A 19,772-nucleotide genomic window follows, 5' to 3' on the forward strand; every position below is an offset into this window, starting at 1 on the left:
CCTGTTACGGTGCCCGACACCCCGCGATAGGCAGGCGCCCACGAAAAATCGTGCCAGGGGTCGGGCGCCGCAGGTGCCTGACACCACTTGCCGCCCGTTCACTGAACCCCTGCTTACCTTGCTTTACGGAGACCCGACACCATGAGCGGCTTGTTGCTTGCTGCGGGCATTGCTGCGGCCCTGATCGTCGTCCTGCTGGGCGTGCGCCCGCTGCGGCGCGCGCTGCTGACGCGCCCCTTGTTCAACGCCTACCGCAAGGTGCTGCCGCAAATGTCCGACACCGAACGCGACGCGCTGCAAGCCGGCACGGTGTGGTGGGAAGGCGAGCTGTTTCGCGGCCGCCCCGACTGGGCCAGGCTGCTGGCCCTGCCCCGGCCGCGCCTGACCGACGACGAGCAGCGCTTCCTCGATAACCAGGTCGAGCAGGCCTGCCGCCTGGTCGACGACTGGGACGTCACCCACAAGCGCTACGACCTGTCCGCCGACACCTGGGACTACCTGAAGCGCAACGGTTTCCTGGGCATGATCATCCCGCGCGAATACGGCGGCCTGGGCTTCTCCGCCTACGCGCATTCGCAGGTGGTTACCCGCCTGTCGACGCGCTCGTCGGCGCTGGCCGTGTCGGTCATGGTGCCCAATTCGCTGGGGCCGGCCGAACTGCTGTTGCACTACGGCACCGACGAACAGAAGAACCATTACCTGCCGCGCCTGGCGCGCGGCGAAGAAGTGCCGGCGTTCGCCCTGACCAGCCCGTGGGCCGGGTCCGACGCGGCCGCCATTCCCGACCGCGGCATCGTCTGCAAAGGCCAGTGGCAAGGCCGCGAGGTGCTCGGCATGCGCGTCACCTGGGACAAGCGCTACATCACGCTGGCGCCGGTGTGCACGTTGCTGGGCCTGGCGTTCCGGCTGTACGACCCCGACGGCCTGCTGGGCGGCGCGGCCGATATCGGCATCACCTGCGCCCTGGTGCCGCACGACCACCCGGGCGTGGAAACGGGGCGGCGCCATTTCCCGCTGAACGCCATGTTCATGAACGGCCCCACGCGCGGCACCGATGTCTTCATGCCGCTGGACTACATCATCGGCGGCCCCGCCATGGCGGGCCAGGGCTGGCGCATGCTGATGGAATGCCTGGCCGCCGGCCGCTCGATCTCGCTGCCGGCGTCCAACACCGGCATGTCGCAGCTCACGGCGCGCGCGGTGGGAGCCTATGCGCGCGTGCGCAGCCAGTTCCGCATGCCGGTGGGCCACTTCGAGGGCGTGGAAGAAGCCCTGGCGCGCATCGGCGGCCATACCTACCTGATGGACGCGGCGCGCGTCATGACCGCGGGCGCCATCGACCTGGGCGAAAAGCCATCGGTGGTGTCGGCCATCGTGAAGTACCACGTCACCGAACGCGCGCGGCAGGTGGTCAACGATGGCATGGACGTCATTGGCGGCAAGGGCATCTGCCTGGGCCCGTCAAATTTCCTGGGACGCGCTTACCAGCAAGTGCCGGTGGGCATTACCGTGGAAGGCGCCAACATTCTCACGCGCAGCCTGATCATCTTCGGCCAGGGCGCGATCCGCTGCCATCCGTACGTGCTGGCCGAAATGCAGGCCGCCGCCGACCCCGACGCGCGGCGCGGCCTGCAGGCCTTCGACCGCGCGTTCTGGCGCCACGTGGCCTTCGTGGCGGGCAACGGCATCCGCGCGCTGGGCCATGCGGTCACCGGCGCGCGCCTGGCTCGGGCGCCGCGCGCCGCAGCGCCGGAAATGCATCGTTACTATCGCCAGCTGACGCGCTACGCGTGCAGCTTCGCCGTGCTGGCCGATGCCTCGATGGCGCTGCTGGGCGGCAGCCTGAAGCGCCGCGAGCGCATCTCGGCGCGGCTGGGCGATGTCTTGTCGCAGATGTACCTTGCCTCGGCCGTGCTGAAGCGGTTTGAAGACGAAGGGCGGCAGGCCGCTGATGCGCCGATGGCGCACTGGGCGCTGCAAGATGCGCTGCGGCGTGTGCAGGAAGCTTTCGATGGCGTACTGGACAACCTGCCCTCGCGTTCGGTAGGCTGTGCGCTACGCCGTCTGCTTTTCCCTTGGGGCTCGCTGCAACATGCACCAGCAGATCTGCTTGGCCAGCAAGTCGCCCGGCTGCTCGTCGAGCCCGGCGCCGCGCGCGACCGGCTTACTGCCAGTTGCCATCTGCCCGCCACGATCGATGAACCGGTCGGTGCGCTGGAAGCCGCCCTGGCCGCCACCGTGGCGGCCGAAGGCGCCGACGCCCGTCTGCGCGCCTACGAGAAAACCGGCGCCCTGGCTGCCGACCCGCGCGCCAATGTGCGCGACCTGCCCGATGCCGCCTACGCGGCGGGCGGCCTCGATTCCCACGACTACGAACAGATCAAGCGCCGCGATGCGCTGCGCGACCAGGTCATCCGGGTCGACGACTTCCCGTTCGACTTCGGCATCGGCGGCGCGGCCGCGTCCGGCGCGCGGCGCGAAGCCGCCTGACACCTAAAGGAACCGCCATGGCACACGCCCCCATCTACGTCGTGGACGGTGCGCGCAGCCCCTTCCTGAAGGCGCGCAACGCGCCCGGTCCGTTCTCGGCCGCCGACCTGGCGGTGCAGGCCGGGCGCGCGCTGCTGTTGCGCCAGCCCTTCGCGCCCGGCGACCTGGACGAGGTCATCATCGGCTGCGCCGCGCCCTCGCCCGATGAAGTCAATATCGGCCGCGTCATCGCTTTGCGGCTGGGCTGCGGCAACCGCGTGCCCGGCTGGACCGTCATGCGCAACTGCGCCTCGGGCATGCAGGCGCTGGATTCCGCCATCGCCAACATTCGCACCGGGCGCTCGTCGCTGGTGCTGGCGGGCGGCGTGGACGCCTTGTCGCGCGCGCCCCTGCTGGTGTCCGACGACATGACCCGCTGGCTGGCGCGCTGGAGCGCGGCACGCGGCGCGGACGCCCGCCTGGCGGCGCTGCGCGCCTTCCCCTGGCGCGGCCTGGCGCCGGTCATCGGCCTGGTCAAGGGGCTGACCGATCCGGTAGTGGGCCTGTCCATGGGGCAGACGGCCGAAAACCTGGCCACCCGCTTCGGCATCGATCGCACCGCCATGGACGCCTACGCCGCGCGCAGCCACGCGCGCGCGCTGGCGGCCCGCGCGGCGGGCGCATTCGGCGAGATCGCGCCGCTGATCGACACGCGCGGCACGCTGTATGCGGACGACGACGGCGTGCGCGAGGACTCCACGCCCGAACGCCTGGCCAGGTTGCGGCCCGTGTTCGACAAGCCGTGGGGCAACATCACGGCCGGCAACAGCTCGCAGGTAACCGACGGCGCCGCGCTGCTGGTGCTCGCGTCCGAAGACGCCGTGCGGCGCTGGAACCTGCGCCCGCTGGGGCGCATCGTCGACTCGCAATGGGCAGGCCTGGACCCGGCCCAGATGGGACTGGGCCCGGTGCACGCGGCCACGCCCATCCTGCAACGGCACGGCCTGGCTTTGGGCGACCTGGACTTGTGGGAAATCAACGAGGCCTTCGCCGCGCAAGTGCTGGCCTGCCTGGCCGCATGGGAAGATGAATCGTATTGCCGCGAACACCTGGGCACCGGCGCCCTGGGCTCGCTCGACCAAAATCGTCTCAACGTCGATGGCGGCGCCATCGCCCTGGGGCATCCGGTCGGCGCCTCCGGCGCGCGCATCGTGCTGCATCTGCTGCAGGCGCTACGGGCGCGCGGCTTGCGGCGCGGCATGGCGGCCATCTGCATCGGCGGAGGCCAAGGCGGCGCAATGCTCGTCGAAACGGAGGCCCAACCATGAACACCCCTATGCCCCATGGCTGGCGCCACTGGCGGCTTGAGCGCCGCACCGACGGGCTGGCCTGGCTTACCTTCGATCGCGCCGGCGCCGCCGTCAACGCCCTCTCGGCAGAAGTCATGGCCGAACTGGCGGCCGTGCTCGACGCGCTGCAGGCCGACCCGCCGGCGGGGCTGGTCATCCACTCCGGCAAGGCAGCCGGCTTCATTGCCGGCGCCGACATCGACGAATTCGCCGAACTGAACTCGCCGCAGCAGGCCCAGGCGCTGGTCGAGCGCGGCTGGCGCCTGTTCGACCGGCTGGCCGCCGTGCCTTATCCCACGCTGGCGCTCATCCACGGCCACTGCCTGGGCGGCGGCCTGGAACTGGCATTGGCCTGCCGCTACCGAATAGCGGTCGACCAGCCCGGCACCTCGCTGGCGTTGCCCGAGGTCATGCTGGGCATATTCCCCGGCTGGGGCGGCATGCGCCGGCTGCCGGCCGTGATCGGCGCTCCCGCGGCGCTCGACATGATGCTTACCGGCCGCCCGGCCGACGCCCGCCGCGCCGCCGCGCTGGGCCTGGTCGACGCGCGGGTGCCGGCGCGCCTGGCCGAGGCCGCGGCCGCCCAGCAGGTGCGCAGCGGCAAGCCGCCGCGCCGGGCGCGCGGCATGGCGGGCTGGCTCGGCCGCTGGCCGCTCAAGCTGCTGGTGGCGCGCCGCGCCCACCGGCAGATCGCCGCCCGAGACCCGCAAGGACATTACCCGGCGGCACCGGCCATCGTCACGCTGTGGTCGCGGCATGACGGCAATGCGCTGCGCGCGCCCGATGTGGTGCAGCGCATTCTCACCTCCGACACCGCCCGCAATCTGCTGCGCGTGTTCCGCCTGCAAGAGCGCCTGAAAGCCAACGGCAAGCCGGCCGCCGGCGCGCGGCCAGCCAGCCACGTGCATGTGGTGGGCGCCGGCACCATGGGCGGCGACATCGCCGCGTGGTGTGCCCTCAAGGGCCTTACCGTCACCCTGCAAGACCAGGACGCCGCCCGCATCGCTCCGGCCATCGGCCGCGCCGCCGAACTGCACGCGCGCAAGCTGAAAGACCCGCACGCCGCGCGGGCCGCGTCCGATCGCCTTATTCCCGACCCCGACGGCGCCGGCGTGGCGCGCGCCGATGTGGTCATCGAAGCCATTACCGAGCAGGCCGAGGCCAAGCAGGCGCTGTACCGCGCCTTGCAACCGCGCATGAAACCCGACGCGCTGCTGGCCACCAACACGTCCAGCCTGTCGCTGGCGGCCCTGCGCGACGGCCTGGCGCAACCCGGCCAACTGGTCGGCATTCATTTCTTCAACCCGGTGGCCAAGATGCCGCTGGTCGAAGTGGTACAGGCCGGCCCCGACGAGCTCGGCGCGCAGGCGCGCGCCTGCGCCTTCGTGGGCCAGATCGGCAAGCTGCCGTTGCCGGTGCGCGACGCGCCCGGGTTCCTGGTGAACGCGGTGCTGGCCCCCTACATGCTTGAAGCCATGCGCTGCGTCGACGCCGGCCTGGCGCCGGAAACCGTCGACCTCGCCATGACCGATTTCGGCATGCCCATGGGCCCGCTCGAACTGGCCGACACCGTGGGCCTGGATATCGCCATGGCGGCCGGCCGCCAACTGGCGGGCCAGGATGAACCGCCCCGCTGCCTGGCCGAGCGCCTGGCGCGCGGCGAGCTGGGCCGCAAAACGGGCCGTGGCTTCTACGCCTGGCACGACGGCAAGGCGCGCAAGAACAACGCCAGCGCGCCGCCGCCCGGCCTGGCGCAGCGCCTGGTGCAGCCGCTGGTTGAACGCGCCGCGCAACTGGTGCCCGACGGCGTCGTGGCCGATGCCGACCTGGCCGACGCCGGGGTGATCTTCGGCACAGGCTTCGCGCCGTTCACCGGCGGCCCGCTGCACTACCGTGCCACGGCCGGCCCAACATCCGCCGCCGGCCACGCTGCGCCGGCGCCATCCAATCCATAACGAGACAGTACAACGCAGCGCCATTGTTTTTATCCCGCCTCTGGAGGAGACACACATGAAACACGCATCGTTGGCAATGACCACGTTATCGGCAGCCCTCGCGGCCAGCGCGGCAGGCACGGTACACGCGGCGGGATTCCAGCTTCTAGAACAAAACGCCAGCGGTTTGGGTAACGCCTATGCGGGATCGGCGGCGGTGGCGGAAAACGCCAGCACCATCTACTACAACCCCGCCGGCATGACCTACCTGCCCGGCTTCAACGTGTCGGCCGGCGTCAACGCCATACAGCCGTCGTTCAAGTTCCATGACAACGGCAACAGCCGCAACCCAGGCGCGCTGGGCGGCGGCGCTCCCACCGGCGGCAACGGCGGCGACGCGGGCGACCTGGGCGTGGTGCCCAACGCGTATTTTTCGTGGCAGCTCAACGAAAAGTGGTTCGTCGGCCTGGGTGTGGGCGCCCCGTTCGGCCTGATGACCGAATACGACGACAACTGGGTCGGCCAGTACCACTCCACCAAGTTCGACATCAAGACGGTCAACCTCAACCCCTCGGTGGCGTACAAGGTCAACGACCAGTTCTCGATGGGCTTCGGCGTGAACTGGCAATACATCGACGCGCAGTACACCAAGAAGGTCGTGGTGCCGGTCACGCCAATGGGCCCGTTTCTGCCGGGCGACGCCGACCTCAACCTGGACGGCGATGCCTGGGGCTGGAACGCGGGCTTCATGCTGCAACCCACCGAAGACACCCGCATCGGGGTGTCGTACCGGTCCAAGATCAAGCACACCGCGCGCGGCGACACCAAGATCGACGGCTACGCGCCGGGCCAGTCGCTGTCGTATGACGCCAAGGCCTCGGTCACGCTGCCCGACACGCTCATCCTGAGCGCCATGCACCGCCTGAACTCACGCTGGGAGCTGCTGGCCGATGTGTCCTGGACGGGCTGGAGCAGTCTGCCCGAACTGAAGATCCACAACGACGGCGGGCCTACCGACACGCTGCCGCTGGACTTCCGCGATTCTTGGCGCGTGGCGCTGGGCGCCAACTACCAGTTCGCGCCCAAATGGAAATGGCGCTTCGGCGTCGCCTGGGACCAGTCCCCCGTGCACAGCGCGTCCGACCGGCCCACCTCGCTGCCCGACACCGACCGCTGGTGGTTCTCTACCGGAGTACAGTATCAAGCAAGCAAAGACACCCGCATCGACGTCGGCTATACCTATCTGTACCTGCGCGATGCCGACATCGACAACGATTCGGGCAATGACTTGACCCGCGGGCGCGTGGCAGGCCACTACAGCAGCAAGGGCAACATCCTGGGCATCCAGGTGTCCACCCGCTTCTGACGACCGCGGCGCGGACGCCGCCCACACAGGAGATCGCTTTGAGCAGCAAGTTCAACGTCAAACACGCCGCCGTCCTGGGCGCCGGCGTCATGGGCGCGCAGATCGCCGCGCACCTGGCCAACGCCGGCGTGCCGGTGGTTCTGTTCGACCTGACCGCCAAAGAAGGCGATCGCAACGGCATCGCCAACAAGGCGCTGGCTGGCCTGAAAAAACTCGAACCGGCGCCGCTGGCCAGCCCATCGCGGCTGGCGCTGATCACGCCAGCCAACTACGACGACCACCTCGACCGCCTGGCCGGCTGCGACCTGGTCATCGAGGCCATCGCCGAGCGCATGGACTGGAAGACCGCCTTGTACGAGCGCATTGCGCCGCACGTCGCGCCCGACGCCATCCTGGCCTCGAATACCTCGGGCCTGTCGATCGGCGAGCTGGCCGATGCGCTGCCCCAGGCCCTGCGAGCAAACTTCTGCGGCGTGCACTTCTTCAATCCTCCGCGCTATATGCGGCTGGTGGAACTCATCGCCACGCGCCACACCCGGCCCGAAGTGCTCGACCACCTCGAAACCTGGCTGACCTCGCGGCTGGGCAAGGGCGTGATTCGCGCGCTGGACACGCCCAATTTCGTCGCCAACCGCATCGGCGTGTTTTCCATCCTGGCGGCGCTGCACCACACCGGACAGTCGGGCCTGGGCTTTGACGAGGTCGACGCCCTGACCGGCCCCAAGATCGGCCGGCCCAAGAGCGCCACGTATCGCACGGCCGACGTGGTGGGGCTGGACACCCTGGCCCACGTGGTCGGCACCATGCGCGACAAGCTGCCCGACGACCCCTGGCACGCTCACTTCCAGTTGCCTGCCTGGCTGAGCGCCCTGATCGACAAGGGCGCCCTGGGTCAGAAAAGCGGCGCGGGCGTGTATCGCAAAGTGGGCAAAGACATTCTCGTGCTCGACCCGGCCGCCGGCGACTACCGGCCGTCGGCCGGCCAGGTGGCCGACGAAGTGGACGCCATCCTGAAGCAGCGCGACCCGGCCCAGCGCTTCGCCGCGCTGCGCGCCAGTGAACATCCGCAGGCCCGGTTCCTGTGGAACCTGTTCCGCGACATCTTCCATTACAGCGCCTGCCAGCTTGAACACATTGCCGACAATGCCCGCGATGTCGACCTGGCGATGCGCTGGGGATTCGGTTGGGCGCAAGGCCCGTTCGAAACCTGGCAGGCCGCGGGCTGGCAGTCCATCGCCGCCGCGGTAGCCGAAGACATCGCCGCCGGCCGGGCCATGAGCGCCGCGCCGCTGCCCGCCTGGGCGCTGGACGGCAGCCGCACCGGCGTGCACGACGCGCAAGGCTCATATTCGGCGCGCGCCAAGCGCCAGCAGCCGCGCTCGACGCTGCCCGTATATGCGCGCCAGCTGTTTCCCGAGCGCCTGGTGGGCGAACCGCCCGCCGCGCGCGGCGTCACCCTGTGGGAAAACGAAGGCGTGCGCCTGTGGCACCTGCCGGAAGTCGATGCCGGCATCGGCATCCTGTCGTTCACCTCGAAAATGCACGCCATCGGCAGCGAAGTGCTCGACGGCGTCATGCAGGCAATAGCGCACAGCGAACAGACGCTGGACGCGCTGGTGCTGTGGCATGAACCGCCCTTTGCCGTGGGCGCCAACCTGGCGCAAGTGGCGCAGGCCTGCGCCGCGGGCCAGTTCGACCTGCTGGAAGCCACCGTGGAAAAATTCCAGCGCGCCTCGCTGGCCCTGCATTATGCGCGCGTGCCCACCGTGGCCGCGGTGCAGGGCATGGCGCTGGGCGGCGGCTGCGAATTCCTGATGCATTGCAGTCACCGCGTGCTGGCCCTGGAAAGCTATATCGGCCTGGTCGAGGCCGGGGTGGGCCTGGTGCCGGCCGGCGGCGGCAGCAAGCTGCTGGCGGTGCGCGCCGCCGCCCTGGCGGCGAACACGGCCACCCCTGCCGAAGTCTTTCCGTACCTGCAGCCGGTGTTCCAGAACATAGCGACGGCGCAGGTCGCCAAGAGCGCGCTGCACGCCATCGACATGGGCTACGCCCAACCGGGCGACACGGTGGTGTTTCATCCCGACGAACTGCTGTGGGTAGCCTTGCGGCGGGCCCGCGCGGCCGCCGACATCGGCCACGTGCCGCCAGCCCGTCCCCAGGGCGTCCCGGTGGCGGGCCGCACCGGTATCGCCAACTTTGAAATGGTGCTGCTCAACATGCGCGAAGGCGGCATGATCAGCGCGCACGACTACAAGGTGGCGCGCAGCGCCGCCGTGGCGCTGTGCGGCGGGGCCGTCGAGGCCGGCACGCGGGTCGACGAAGAATGGCTGCTGGCGGTGGAGCGCCGCGAATTCTTGGCGCTGCTGCGCACGCCGGAAACCCAGGCGCGCATCCGCCACACCCTCGAAACCGGCAAGCCGCTGCGCAACTAGACACGAAGGAAGCATGATGAGCAAACAGATCCAGGACGCCTACATCGTGGCCGCCACCCGCCTGCCGGTGGGCAAGCGCAACGGCATCTACGCCACCACGCGGCCCGACGATATGCTGGCCGCCGCGCTGCGCGCCGCGCTGGCTCAGGTGCCGGCGCTGGACCCCGCGCGGGTGGAAGACGTCATAGCCGGCTGCGCCATGCCCGAGGCCGAGCAGGGCATGAACGTGGCCCGCATGAGCCTGCTGCTGGCCGGCCTGCCCGACGGCGTGCCCGGCGTCACCGTCAACCGCTTCTGCGCATCGGGCCTGCAGGCGGTGGCCGACGCCGCCGCGCGCATCCGCCTGGGCGCGGCCGACGTGATGATCGCCGCCGGCACCGAATCCATGAGCGCGATGCCGCAGATCATGGGCAACAAGGTGGCCATCAACCCCGAGATTTTCGCGCGCGACGAAAACCTGGGCATGGCCTACGGCATGGGCCTGACCGGCGAGAAAGTCGCCGCGCAATGGAAAGTCTCGCGCGAAGACCAGGACGCCTTCGCCCTGGCCTCGCACCAGAAGGCCTGCGCCGCCATCGCAGCCGGGCACTTCGACGCCGAGATCACCCCGTACCGGGTCGTCACCCACTTGCCGGGCGAGGCCGGCGCGGTGCGCACGGCCGAACGCCTGTCCGAACGCGACGAAGGCCCGCGCCCCGACACCAGCGCCGAGGCGCTGGCCAAGCTGAAGCCGGTGTTCGCCGCGCGCGGGTCGGTCACCGCCGGCAACAGTTCGCAAATGTCCGATGGCGCGGCAGCCGTCATCCTGGTGTCGGAACGCGTGCTGCGCGAACTGAACCTGCAGCCGCTGGCCCGCTTCGTGGGCTTCTCGGTGGCCGGCGTGCCGCCCGAGATCATGGGCATCGGCCCGAAGATGGCCATCCCCAAGGCCCTGGCCGGCACTGGCATCGCTCAGCAGGATCTCGACTGGATCGAACTGAACGAAGCCTTCGCGGCCCAGTCACTGGCCGTGATTCGCGACCTGGACCTGGACCCGGCGAAGGTCAACCCGCTGGGCGGCGCCATTGCGCTGGGCCACCCGCTGGGCGCCACGGGCGCCATCCGCACCGCCACGCTGGTGCATGGCCTGCGCCGCACCGGCGGCAAGTACGGCATGGTGACCATGTGCGTGGGCACCGGCATGGGCGCGGCAGGCATCTTCGAGGCCCTGTAGCGGCCGCGCCTGTGAAGCCTTATTGGTTCCAGCGGCTGCCGCCGGCGTGGCGGGCCCGCCTGATGCGGGCGGGGTTCAACCTGCACCCCGCCTTCCGCGCCACCGGCGGGCGGGTCACGCACATATCGCCCGACTTCCTGCACCTGCGCATCCGGTTGCCGCTGATCAGGCGCACGCGCAATATCGTCGGATCGATGTATGGCGGTTCGCTGTTCGCCGTCACCGACGGCGCCCACCCCACCCTGCTGATGTCCGCGCTGGGGTCCGGCGCCATCGTGTGGGACAAGGCCGCCACCATCCGCTACCGCAAGCCGGCCTACCACACGCTGTACGCCGATTTCCGCATCGACCGCGCCGACATTGCCGCCATCCGCGCCGAACTCGCCAGCCGCCACGAAACCACCCGCGTGTACGTGGTGGAACTCAAAGACCGGCACGGCGTGGTGCATGCCGTGGTCGAGCGCACGGTGTACATCGCCGACAAGCAGTTCTACAAAACCAAGGCCCGCGCCGGCGCGGCGCCCGGCGCCTGAACGGCGGCCCCATGTCATGAAACGCATCTGGCTCGACAGTTATCCCCCCGGCGTTCCCGCCGAGATCGATATTTCGCCCTACCCGTCGCTGCTGGACGTCCTGGACGACAGTTGCCGGCGCTTCGCCGACCGGCCGGCGTACACCAGCATGGGCGTCACGCTCACCTATGCGCAACTGGATCGCTTGTCGCGCGACTTCGCCGCCTGGCTGCAGTCGCGCGGCTTGCGCCAGGGCGACCGGGTGGCGCTGATGCTGCCCAACCTGCTGCAATACCCGGTGTGCCTGTTCGGCGCCCTGCGCGCGGGCTGCGCCGTCGTCAGCTGCAATCCCCTCTACACCGCGCACGAGCTGGCCCACCAGCTGGGCGACTCCGGCGCGCAGGCCATCGTCATCGCCGAAAACTTCGCCCACACGCTGCAACAAGCCTTGCCACGCACGGCGCTGCGGCACATCGTGGTGACCTCGGTAGGGGAACTGCTCGGCCCGCTGAAAGGCCGCGTCGTCGATTTCGCGGTGCGGCACGTCAAGCGCAAGGTGCCGGGCTGGTCGCTGCCCGGCGCCACGCGGCTGCGCAGCGCGCTGGCCGCGGGCCATGGCCTGCCGCTACAGGCGCCGCGGCTGACGCGCGCCGACCCTGCCTTCCTGCAGTACACCGGCGGCACGACCGGCGTGGCCAAGGCCGCGGTGCTGACGCACGGCAACATGCTGGCCAACCTGTGCCAGGCGCATGCATGGGTGCGCGGCCTGGTGCGCGAAGGCGAAGAATGCGTGGTGACGGCGCTGCCGCTTTATCATGTGTTCGCCCTGACCGCCAATTGCCTCACCTTCCTGAAACTGGGCGCGCGCAACCTGCTGATCGCCGACCCGCGCGACCTGAAGGCTTTCATACGCGCCTTGCGCAAGACGCCCTTCAGCGCCATCACGGGCGTGAACACGCTGTTCAACGGCCTGCTCAATCATCCTGAATTCGCCAGCCTGGATTTTTCCCGGCTGCGACTGACGCTGGGCGGCGGCATGGCGGTACAGCGCGCCGTCGCGCAGCGCTGGCGCGAAGTCACCGGCGTGGCGCTGGCGCAAGCCTACGGCCTGACCGAAACCGCGCCGGCGGTCACCATCAACCCGCTGGATGTCGAGACCTTCACCGGCTCGATCGGCCTGCCCGTGCCATCCACCGACTTGTCTGTGCGCGACGACGACGGGCGCGAACTGCCGCTGGGAGAGACCGGCGAGCTCTGCGTGCGCGGCCCCCAGGTGATGCCTGGATACTGGAACCGGCCCGACGAAACCGCGCTGGTCTTTCATTCCGACGGCTTCCTGCGCACCGGCGACATGGGCTACGTCGACGAACGCGGCTATGTATACCTGGTAGACCGCAAGAAAGACCTGATCCTGGTGTCGGGTTTCAACGTCTATCCCAACGAGATCGAAGATGTCGCCGCCCTGCACCCCGGCGTGCGCGAAGTGGCGGCCATCGGCGTGCCCGACGAACGCTCCGGCGAAGCGGTGAAGCTGTTCGTCATTCGCCGCGACCCCGGCCTGGATGCGGCCACCCTCATTGCCCACTGCCGCCAGCACCTGACCGGCTACAAAGTGCCCCGCCACGTGGAATTCCGCGACGACCTGCCGCGCACGCCGGTGGGCAAGATATTGCGGCGGGAATTGAGAACGCCTCCGGCTGCTGGAAGCGCCAGCCCACCAGGTGTCTGACACCCCGCGGGGAGTCAGACACCGCCAGCGCGACGCCTGTCTGGCCGCACGATCTTGGCCATACGGTGTCTGACACCCTGCGGGGTGTCAGACACCTGAGCACCGCGCCAACTCTCACCACTGCCCGAAATAAATACCCGCACGCTTGTGGGCATTGGTCGACCGCTCGACCTGCTCGTCGGACATGGTGGTGCGCCGCTTGGCGCGCAGCGACCAATCCAGCAAGTGCTGCCGCAACTCGGCGCGCACCGCTGCGTGGGACGCGCTGGCGCCCAGGTCCTGGAACTCGTGCGGATCGTCCCGCAGGTCGAACAGCTGCTCGGGCTCGTCGCGCCAATACACGTAGCGCCACCGCTCGGTGCGCACCGACCACGCGCGGCATTGCTGCGGCGTCTTGCCCAGCGCGATCCGCGCCTGGCGGAAACTGTAGTCCAGCTCGGACACCGCCGCCTCGCGCCATGGCGTGTCCTGCGCTTCGCCGTGCAGCAACGGCTGCAGGGCGCGGCCCTCGAGCCGGTGGCCGGCCTGCGGCACGTCCAGCGCCTGCAGGATCGTCGGCGCGATGTCCACGCCTTCCACCAGTTGCCGGCGCACCTGGCCGCGCGTGGCGTCGGCCGCCGCGCTTGGGTCCATGACGATCAGCGGCACCCGTTGCACAGTGTCGTAGAACAGCTCTTTCTCGCCCAGCCAGTGGTCACCCAGGAAGTCGCCATGGTCGGACGTGAACACCACCAGCGTGTTGCGCATCAGCCCGGCGCCTTCCATGTAGTCGAACAGCCGGCCCAGGTGGGTATCCAGCTGCGTGATCAGCCCCTGGTAGGCGGGCCGCACGGTGCGCACGCATTCGTCGCGCGCGAAGCTCTGGCTTTCTTCGTGCTGGCGATAGGCCTGCAGCACCGGATGCGCGCCGGCCAGCTCCTGCTCATTGCGCACCACCGGCAGGCACTGGTCGGTGCTATACATGCGGTGGTAGGGGTCGGGCGCCATGTAGGGCCAGTGCGGCTTCACATAGCTCAGGTGCAACGTCCAGGGCTGCGAGCCGCGCTTGCGCATGAAGTCGAGCGCGCAGTCAGTGGTGTAGGCGGTTTCCGAATGCGGCTCGCTGACCCGCGCGGGCAAATGGGCATTGCGCATGTGCCAACCGCTGACCACCTGCCCGCTCGCGTCCACCGCCGAAATCACATAATCCGACCATGGGTCGGGCGAGTCGTACCCGTGGCGCCGCAGGAAGGCGGGGTAGCCGCTTTCATCGCCCGGTTCGTGGTGGCCATCGTAGCGGTCGGCCTCGCGGAAGCTGCCGCGCGCCAGCAAGGCGCCCAGTTCCGAGCCGCCGTCGATCGCCAGCCGCTGCATGCCGGCCTGGTCAGGTATGACGTGGCTTTTGCCGATCAGCACCAGGTCGCGCTCGCGGCCCGCCAGGTATTCGCCCAGCGTCACCTCGCCCACCGACAGGGGCACGCGGTTCCACGTAGTGCCGTGGCTGGACGGATAGCGCCCGGTGTAATAGCTCATGCGCGACGGCCCGCACACGCCCGAGTTCACAAAGGCCCGTTCGAAGCGCACGCCGCGCGCGGCCAGCGCATCCAGGTTGGGCGTGCGCAGGTACGGATGCCCATAGCAGCCCAGATGGTCGGCCCGCAACTGGTCGGCCATGATGAACAGCACATTCTGGATCTTGCTCATGGGGTGTCCGCTCCGCTACTGGGTTGCCTTGAAGCCGGATGCGCGCACCACCGGCTCCCACTGTTTGCGATAGGCTTCCAGCGCCTGCGCGGTCTGCGCCGCATCGGCCGATACTGGCTCGAGATTGGCGGCGCGAACCGCCTGCTGCATGCCCGGATCGCGCATCACATCGGCGATGTCGCGGGCCAGGCGCTCGACCTTGTCCTGCGGCATGGCGGCTGGCGCGAAGAATGCGTTCCAGCCATCTGCCGCCAGGTCGATGCCCGACTCGCGGAAGGTGGGCACGTCCGCCAGCTCTGCTTCGCGCGCAGTGCCCGATGTCGCCAGGATGCGCACGCGCCCGCCCTGGTGCTGGGGCAGCAGGGTGTCCAGCGTGTCGATCGCCTGCGGCAGAATACCGCCCACCAGCTCGCTGATCAGCGGCGCCGAGCCGCGGTACCCCACCACCTCGGCCTGCTGGCCGATCTCGTTGCCCAGCATCAGCGCAAAAAAGTGCGGCAGGCTGCCGGTGGCCGGCACGCCCACGGTGAAGCGGTCGGGGTTCTGTTTCAGCCAGGCCCGCAGCGCCTGCATGTCTTTCATGGGCGACTCGGCGGACACCGCCAGCGCGAACTTGTAGCTGCTGACCAGCGACACCGGCTTGAAATCGCGCTTGGCGTCGTAGCCGGGGTCGGCATAAACCAGCGGGGCCACCACCATCACGGCGGGATTGCCCAGCAGCAGCACGTTCTGGTTCGCGTCGGCATTGCGCACCAGTTGCGCCGAAATGCGGCCGCCCGCCCCAGTCTTGTTCTCGACGATGACAGACACCCCGACCCGGTCTTTCAGGCGCTCGGCCACCAGCCGGGCGATGCGGTCCGAACTGCCGCCGGGCGGATAGCCCACCACGATGGTCAAGGGGCCGCTCAACGGCTCGGCCGCCCAGGCCGTGCCGGCCAGCGCACATGCCGCCAGCGCGGCGCATAGCATCCGTTTGATCATGTCTTCTCTCCTGTTTTGCCGTTTTTTGATGAGTTGCTGTCTAGGCTAAAGCACTGTAGCAACGAAGGGTTTTCTTGATCTAATCCAATATCGGCATAAACAAACGCAAAAAGTCCCGGTAGGAGCCCTTCGATGTCCTCTGTGCCCGCGCAGCCTCCCGTCCACCTGGCGGAAATGCCCATGTATTGCCTGTACCAGGCCTGGTCGCAGGCCAGCCCCGTGTTCGTGCGGCTGTGCGAAGGCCGCTTCGGCATCACCCGGCGCGAGTGGCGGCTGCTGGCCGCGGCGGTGGAATATGGCCCGCTGACCTCGGCCGAATTGGCGGCCACGGCCAGGCTGGACCTGGTGCGCACGTCGCGCGCCCTGGGCACGCTGTGCGAGAAAGGCTGGACTGCCCGGGTGCGCGACACGCACGACAAACGCATCACCAACGTGATGGCAACCGAGTCGGGGCGCGCCCTGTACGAGGCCATGCTGCCGGAAATCGCCCGCCTGAACGAACTGCTGATGGCCGACCTGACCCCGGTCGAAGGGCAACAGTTGCTGCGCCTGCTGCAGATCGTGGCGCAGCGCGGGGCGCGCATGGCCACTGAGAACGTCGTGGCCGACAAGGCCAGCCGCCGGCAAGGCGGCACGCGGCGTCCGCCGCCGGCCTGACCTAATCAGGCAGACAGGCACGCCCCAGGCAGGTGTCTGACTCCCGAAGGGTGTCAGACACCGCAGCAGCTAGCGGCCACGCCGCCCCGCCCGGTGCCTGCCGCCTGCAAACCCGCGGACCCAGATACTGGGCGCCTGTGCCGCCCACGCAACAATATGTCGACCGCCCGCGCTATCTTCTATAATCCCAAAACTTATCAAGAATCATTATTATTCTTGATACTAGAAACGAATCTGTTTTCTTTTTATGGGGATTCCACTTGAAAGCTCGTTTGCGCACCCCGCCGGCCCGCAAGGCGCCGGCCCTGACCCTGGCCATGCTGGCCGCCGGCCTGGCCACCCCTGGGGCCTGGGCCCAGGAGACCTCGGCCGACAACGCCGCCACCCTGCCCGCCGTGCGTGTTACCGGCAGCCAGGAAACCGCCACCGGCCCGGTCACAGGCTATGTGGCGCGGCGCAGCGCCACCGGCACCAAGACCGACACGGCGCTGCGCGAAACACCGCAAGCCATCACGGTGATTCCGCGCGAACAGATCGTGGACCAGGGCGCGCAAAACGTGCAGGACACGATGAACTACGCGGCGGGCGTGCGCCCCAACGCCTATGGCGTGGACAACCGGGCCGACTACGTGCGCGTGCGCGGCGTGGAGCCCGTGCAATACCTGGACGGCCTGCGCCAGTTCTTCAGCTACAACAACCCGCGCACCGAGGTCTATGCGCTGGAGCGCGTCGAAGTGCTGCGCGGCCCCTCGTCCATGCTGTATGGGCAAGGCAGCACCGGCGGCGTGCTGAACCTGGTCAGCAAGCGCCCGCAGCCCGAGGCGCAACGTGAAATCGGCGTCATCCTGGGCAACCACAACCGCAAGGAAATCCAGGCCGACCTGACCGGGCCGCTGACCGAAGACGGCCAGTGGCTATATCGCGTCGTGGCCGTGGCCCGCGACAGCGGCACGCAGGTGCAGTACGCGCCCGACGACCGCCTGATGCTCGCCCCGTCGCTGACGTGGCAACCCAGCGCCGCCACGTCGCTTACCCTGCAGGGTTATTTCCAGAAAGACAAGGCCGGCACCACCCAGTCGTTCCTGCCATGGAACGGCTCGGTCAGCTACAACCCCAACGGCCAGGTTCCCACCCGCCGCTTCGTCAGCGAACCGGGCTTCGATGCCTACGACACCGAGCAGTTCAGCCTGGGCTGGCTGTTCGAACACAAGTTCAACGACCGCTGGACCGTGCGCCAGAATTTCCGCAACACCATCAGCAAGGTCGACTACAAGTCGATGTATCCGGACTCGTATTCGAACCCCGAAGATCCTTATCTCGACCCCGCGCAAACCACGCTCAACCGCTACTGGTACGTCCACAAGCCGCGCATGCGCACGCTGCTGGCCGACCAGAACCTGGAAGGCAAGCTGAACTGGGGCGCCACCGAGCATACGGTGCTATTCGGCGCCGACTACAGCCGCTACCGCGAGACCGGCGAAGAGGGTTCCGGCCTGGGCAGCCCGCTGAATGTGTACCATCCGGTCTACGGCAACATCCCCGACTACGAAACCGCCGACACCCCCAAGACCAAGCAGCAACAATTGGGTTTCTATGCGCAGGACCAGATCCGCTACCGCAACTGGATCTTCCTGGCCGGCATACGCCACGACCGCGCCCAGACCGACGTCGAGGGTAGCGACCGTGAAACCGACAACGCCACCACCAAGCGCTTCGGCCTGCTGTACGCAGCCGATAACGGCTTGTCGCCCTATATCAGCTACAGCGAATCGTTCACGCCCATCGCGGGTACGGATGTGCACAGTAACCGCTGGAAACCCATGCGCGGCAAACAATGGGAACTGGGCCTGAAGTACATGCCGCCCGACAGCGACCTGGAAGCCTCGGCGGCCATCTACGACCTGCGCGAGAAAAACCGCCAGGTGCCCGACCCCACCAATCCCAACAACCAGGTCCAGACCGGCAAGACCAAGACCAAGGGCGTGGAACTGGAATTGCGCGGCCGCGTGACCAAGCAGGTGGACGTGATCGCCAACTACATCTACACCGACATCGACCCGGCGCTGGAAGGCGTGCCCAAGCACATGGCCTCGTTGTGGACCAAGTACCGCTTCGCCCTGGCCGGCCTCAACGGCTTTTCGGCCGGCGCCGGCGTGCGCTACCTGGGCGCCTTCACCGACGGCGGCGCCCCCGAGACGCCCTCGGTCACGCTGTTCGACGCCATGCTGGCCTACGACAGCGGTACCTGGCGCTACGCGCTGAACGTGAACAACATCGCCGACAAGACCTACGAGGTCACGTGCCTGCGGCGCGGCGACTGCTTCTACGGCCAGCGCCGCACCGTGACGCTGAGCGCGGCGTACCGGTTTTGACCGGGGGCAGGCCCGGGCTTGCCCGGGCCTGCCAACCCTTTTGGCTTACCCCAGTCGCAGGCCCGTGGCCTGGATGATCTTGCCCCACTTCGCCATTTCGGCCTGGATGAACTGGCCGAACGCCTGCGGCGTGTCGCCCACCAACCGCACGCCCACTTCGTCGAAACGCTTGATCACCGCGGGGTCTGCCAGCACCTGGCGGACCGCGGCATTCAGGTCGCGCACCACGTCCTCGGGCGTGCCGGCGGGCGCCACCAGGCCGAACCACGCTTCCGACTCGAAGCCGGGCACGGTCTCGGCGATGGCTGGAATGTCTTTCATGCTGGCGATGCGCTGAGCCGACGCCACGCCCAGGGCGCGCATGGCGCCTGCGCGCACCTGCGGATACGTGGTGGGCGAGTTGTCGAACATGACCTGAATCTGGCCGCCGATCAGGTCGGTGGCGGCCGGCGCGCTGCCGCGATAAGGAATGTGCTGCAGGTCGATGCCGGCCTCCAGCTTGAGCAGTTCCATGGTCAGGTGACTGGTCGTGCCGCTACCCTGCGAGCCGTACGCAATACTGCCCGGATGTTGTTTCGCGTACGCGATCAGCTCAGCCACCGATGTGTAGGGCGCCTGGGGGTTGGCCGCCAGCATGATAGGCACCGACGCCAGCAGCGACACCGGCGCGAAATCGCGCGCCGGGTCATAGCCGGGATTCGCATACAGCTGCTGGTTGATGCTGAGCGGGCCGGCGCTGGACACCAGCAAGGTGTAGCCATCGGCCTTGGCGCGCGCCACATAGGCCGCGCCGATGTTGCCTCCCGCGCCCTGCCGGTTCTCGACGATGACCGACTGCTTGAATATGCCCGACAGCTTGTCCGCCAGCACGCGCGCCACGACGTCGGTGGTGCCGCCTGCCGGGAACGGCACGACGATGGTGATGGCGCGCTCGGGATAGGCGGCCTGCGCCGCCGCGACGGGCAGCAGGCCCGCCAGCGCGGCGCCGGCCAGCACGCGCAAGGCTTTCTTGAACATGGTCTTGTCTCCGTGGTTCTAGGTCGTTGTGTTGTTATCGCGCGGCCCGTCTGCGCGG

13 protein-coding genes are annotated in these 19,772 nt (G+C 68.6%); 10 read left to right on the forward strand and 3 right to left on the reverse strand.

All coding sequences use genetic code 11. The features are described 5' to 3' along the window. Positions 1-141 precede the first annotated feature (141 nt). From BPET_RS17295 to BPET_RS17330, 8 genes are all read left to right on the forward strand, one after another. The gene (locus tag BPET_RS17295) at positions 142-2,490 is read left to right on the forward strand and encodes an acyl-CoA dehydrogenase (RefSeq protein ID WP_012250308.1); all 2,349 of its coding nucleotides are present in this window, start codon (positions 142-144) and stop codon (positions 2,488-2,490) included. A 17-nt stretch (positions 2,491-2,507) separates the two neighbouring features. Further along, positions 2,508-3,797, forward strand: a complete 1,290-nt coding sequence (locus BPET_RS17300; RefSeq protein WP_012250309.1) for an acetyl-CoA C-acetyltransferase — start codon at positions 2,508-2,510, stop codon at positions 3,795-3,797. Continuing rightward, entirely contained in the window at positions 3,794-5,773 is a 1,980-nt protein-coding gene (locus BPET_RS17305; RefSeq protein WP_012250310.1) for a 3-hydroxyacyl-CoA dehydrogenase NAD-binding domain-containing protein, read from the forward strand. Before BPET_RS17300 ends, BPET_RS17305 begins: the two co-directional genes overlap by 4 nt. 55 nt (positions 5,774-5,828) lie before the next feature. Beyond that, on the forward strand, positions 5,829-7,118 hold the full coding sequence (locus BPET_RS17310) for an OmpP1/FadL family transporter (RefSeq protein ID WP_012250311.1): 1,290 nt from the start codon (positions 5,829-5,831) through the stop codon (positions 7,116-7,118). A gap of 38 nt (positions 7,119-7,156) precedes the next feature. Then, entirely contained in the window at positions 7,157-9,550 is a 2,394-nt protein-coding gene (locus tag BPET_RS17315; protein ID WP_012250312.1) for a 3-hydroxyacyl-CoA dehydrogenase/enoyl-CoA hydratase family protein, read from the forward strand. A 16-nt stretch (positions 9,551-9,566) separates the two neighbouring features. Next, positions 9,567-10,763, forward strand: coding sequence for an acetyl-CoA C-acyltransferase (locus tag BPET_RS17320; protein WP_012250313.1), 1,197 nt, complete (start codon positions 9,567-9,569; stop codon positions 10,761-10,763). A gap of 62 nt (positions 10,764-10,825) precedes the next feature. Next, positions 10,826-11,296: a DUF4442 domain-containing protein gene (locus BPET_RS17325; RefSeq protein WP_407921189.1), complete on the forward strand. Its 471-nt coding sequence runs from the start codon at positions 10,826-10,828 to the stop codon at positions 11,294-11,296. 16 nt (positions 11,297-11,312) lie between these two features. Beyond that, complete coding sequence (locus BPET_RS17330; protein WP_012250315.1) at positions 11,313-13,004, forward strand: AMP-binding protein; 1,692 nt, start codon at positions 11,313-11,315, stop codon at positions 13,002-13,004. A 114-nt stretch (positions 13,005-13,118) separates the two neighbouring features. Here BPET_RS17330 and BPET_RS17335 read toward each other — a convergent pair whose 3' ends face one another. Together BPET_RS17335 and BPET_RS17340 are read right to left on the reverse strand one after the other, a co-directional pair. Beyond that, positions 13,119-14,687 carry a sulfatase-like hydrolase/transferase gene (locus BPET_RS17335; RefSeq protein WP_012250316.1) on the reverse strand — a complete coding sequence of 523 codons (1,569 nt, stop codon included), beginning with the start codon at positions 14,685-14,687 and terminating at the stop codon, positions 13,119-13,121. A gap of 15 nt (positions 14,688-14,702) precedes the next feature. Continuing rightward, positions 14,703-15,668, reverse strand: coding sequence for a Bug family tripartite tricarboxylate transporter substrate binding protein (locus BPET_RS17340; protein ID WP_012250317.1), 966 nt, complete (start codon positions 15,666-15,668; stop codon positions 14,703-14,705). A gap of 132 nt (positions 15,669-15,800) precedes the next feature. Between BPET_RS17340 and BPET_RS17345 the strand changes: the two genes are divergently transcribed. Together BPET_RS17345 and BPET_RS17350 are read left to right on the forward strand one after the other, a co-directional pair. Further along, a complete protein-coding gene (locus BPET_RS17345; protein ID WP_012250318.1) occupies positions 15,801-16,325 on the forward strand; it encodes a MarR family winged helix-turn-helix transcriptional regulator in 525 nt (174 codons plus the stop codon). Between the two features lie 317 nt (positions 16,326-16,642). After that, positions 16,643-18,697 carry a TonB-dependent siderophore receptor gene (locus BPET_RS17350; protein ID WP_012250319.1) on the forward strand — a complete coding sequence of 685 codons (2,055 nt, stop codon included), beginning with the start codon at positions 16,643-16,645 and terminating at the stop codon, positions 18,695-18,697. Between the two features lie 45 nt (positions 18,698-18,742). Here BPET_RS17350 and BPET_RS17355 read toward each other — a convergent pair whose 3' ends face one another. After that, a complete protein-coding gene (locus BPET_RS17355) occupies positions 18,743-19,714 on the reverse strand; it encodes a Bug family tripartite tricarboxylate transporter substrate binding protein (RefSeq protein ID WP_012250320.1) in 972 nt (323 codons plus the stop codon). Positions 19,715-19,772: the final 58 nt, after the last annotated feature.

The organism is Bordetella petrii, assembly GCF_000067205.1.
Classification (GTDB): domain Bacteria; phylum Pseudomonadota; class Gammaproteobacteria; order Burkholderiales; family Burkholderiaceae_B; genus Bordetella_A; species Bordetella_A petrii.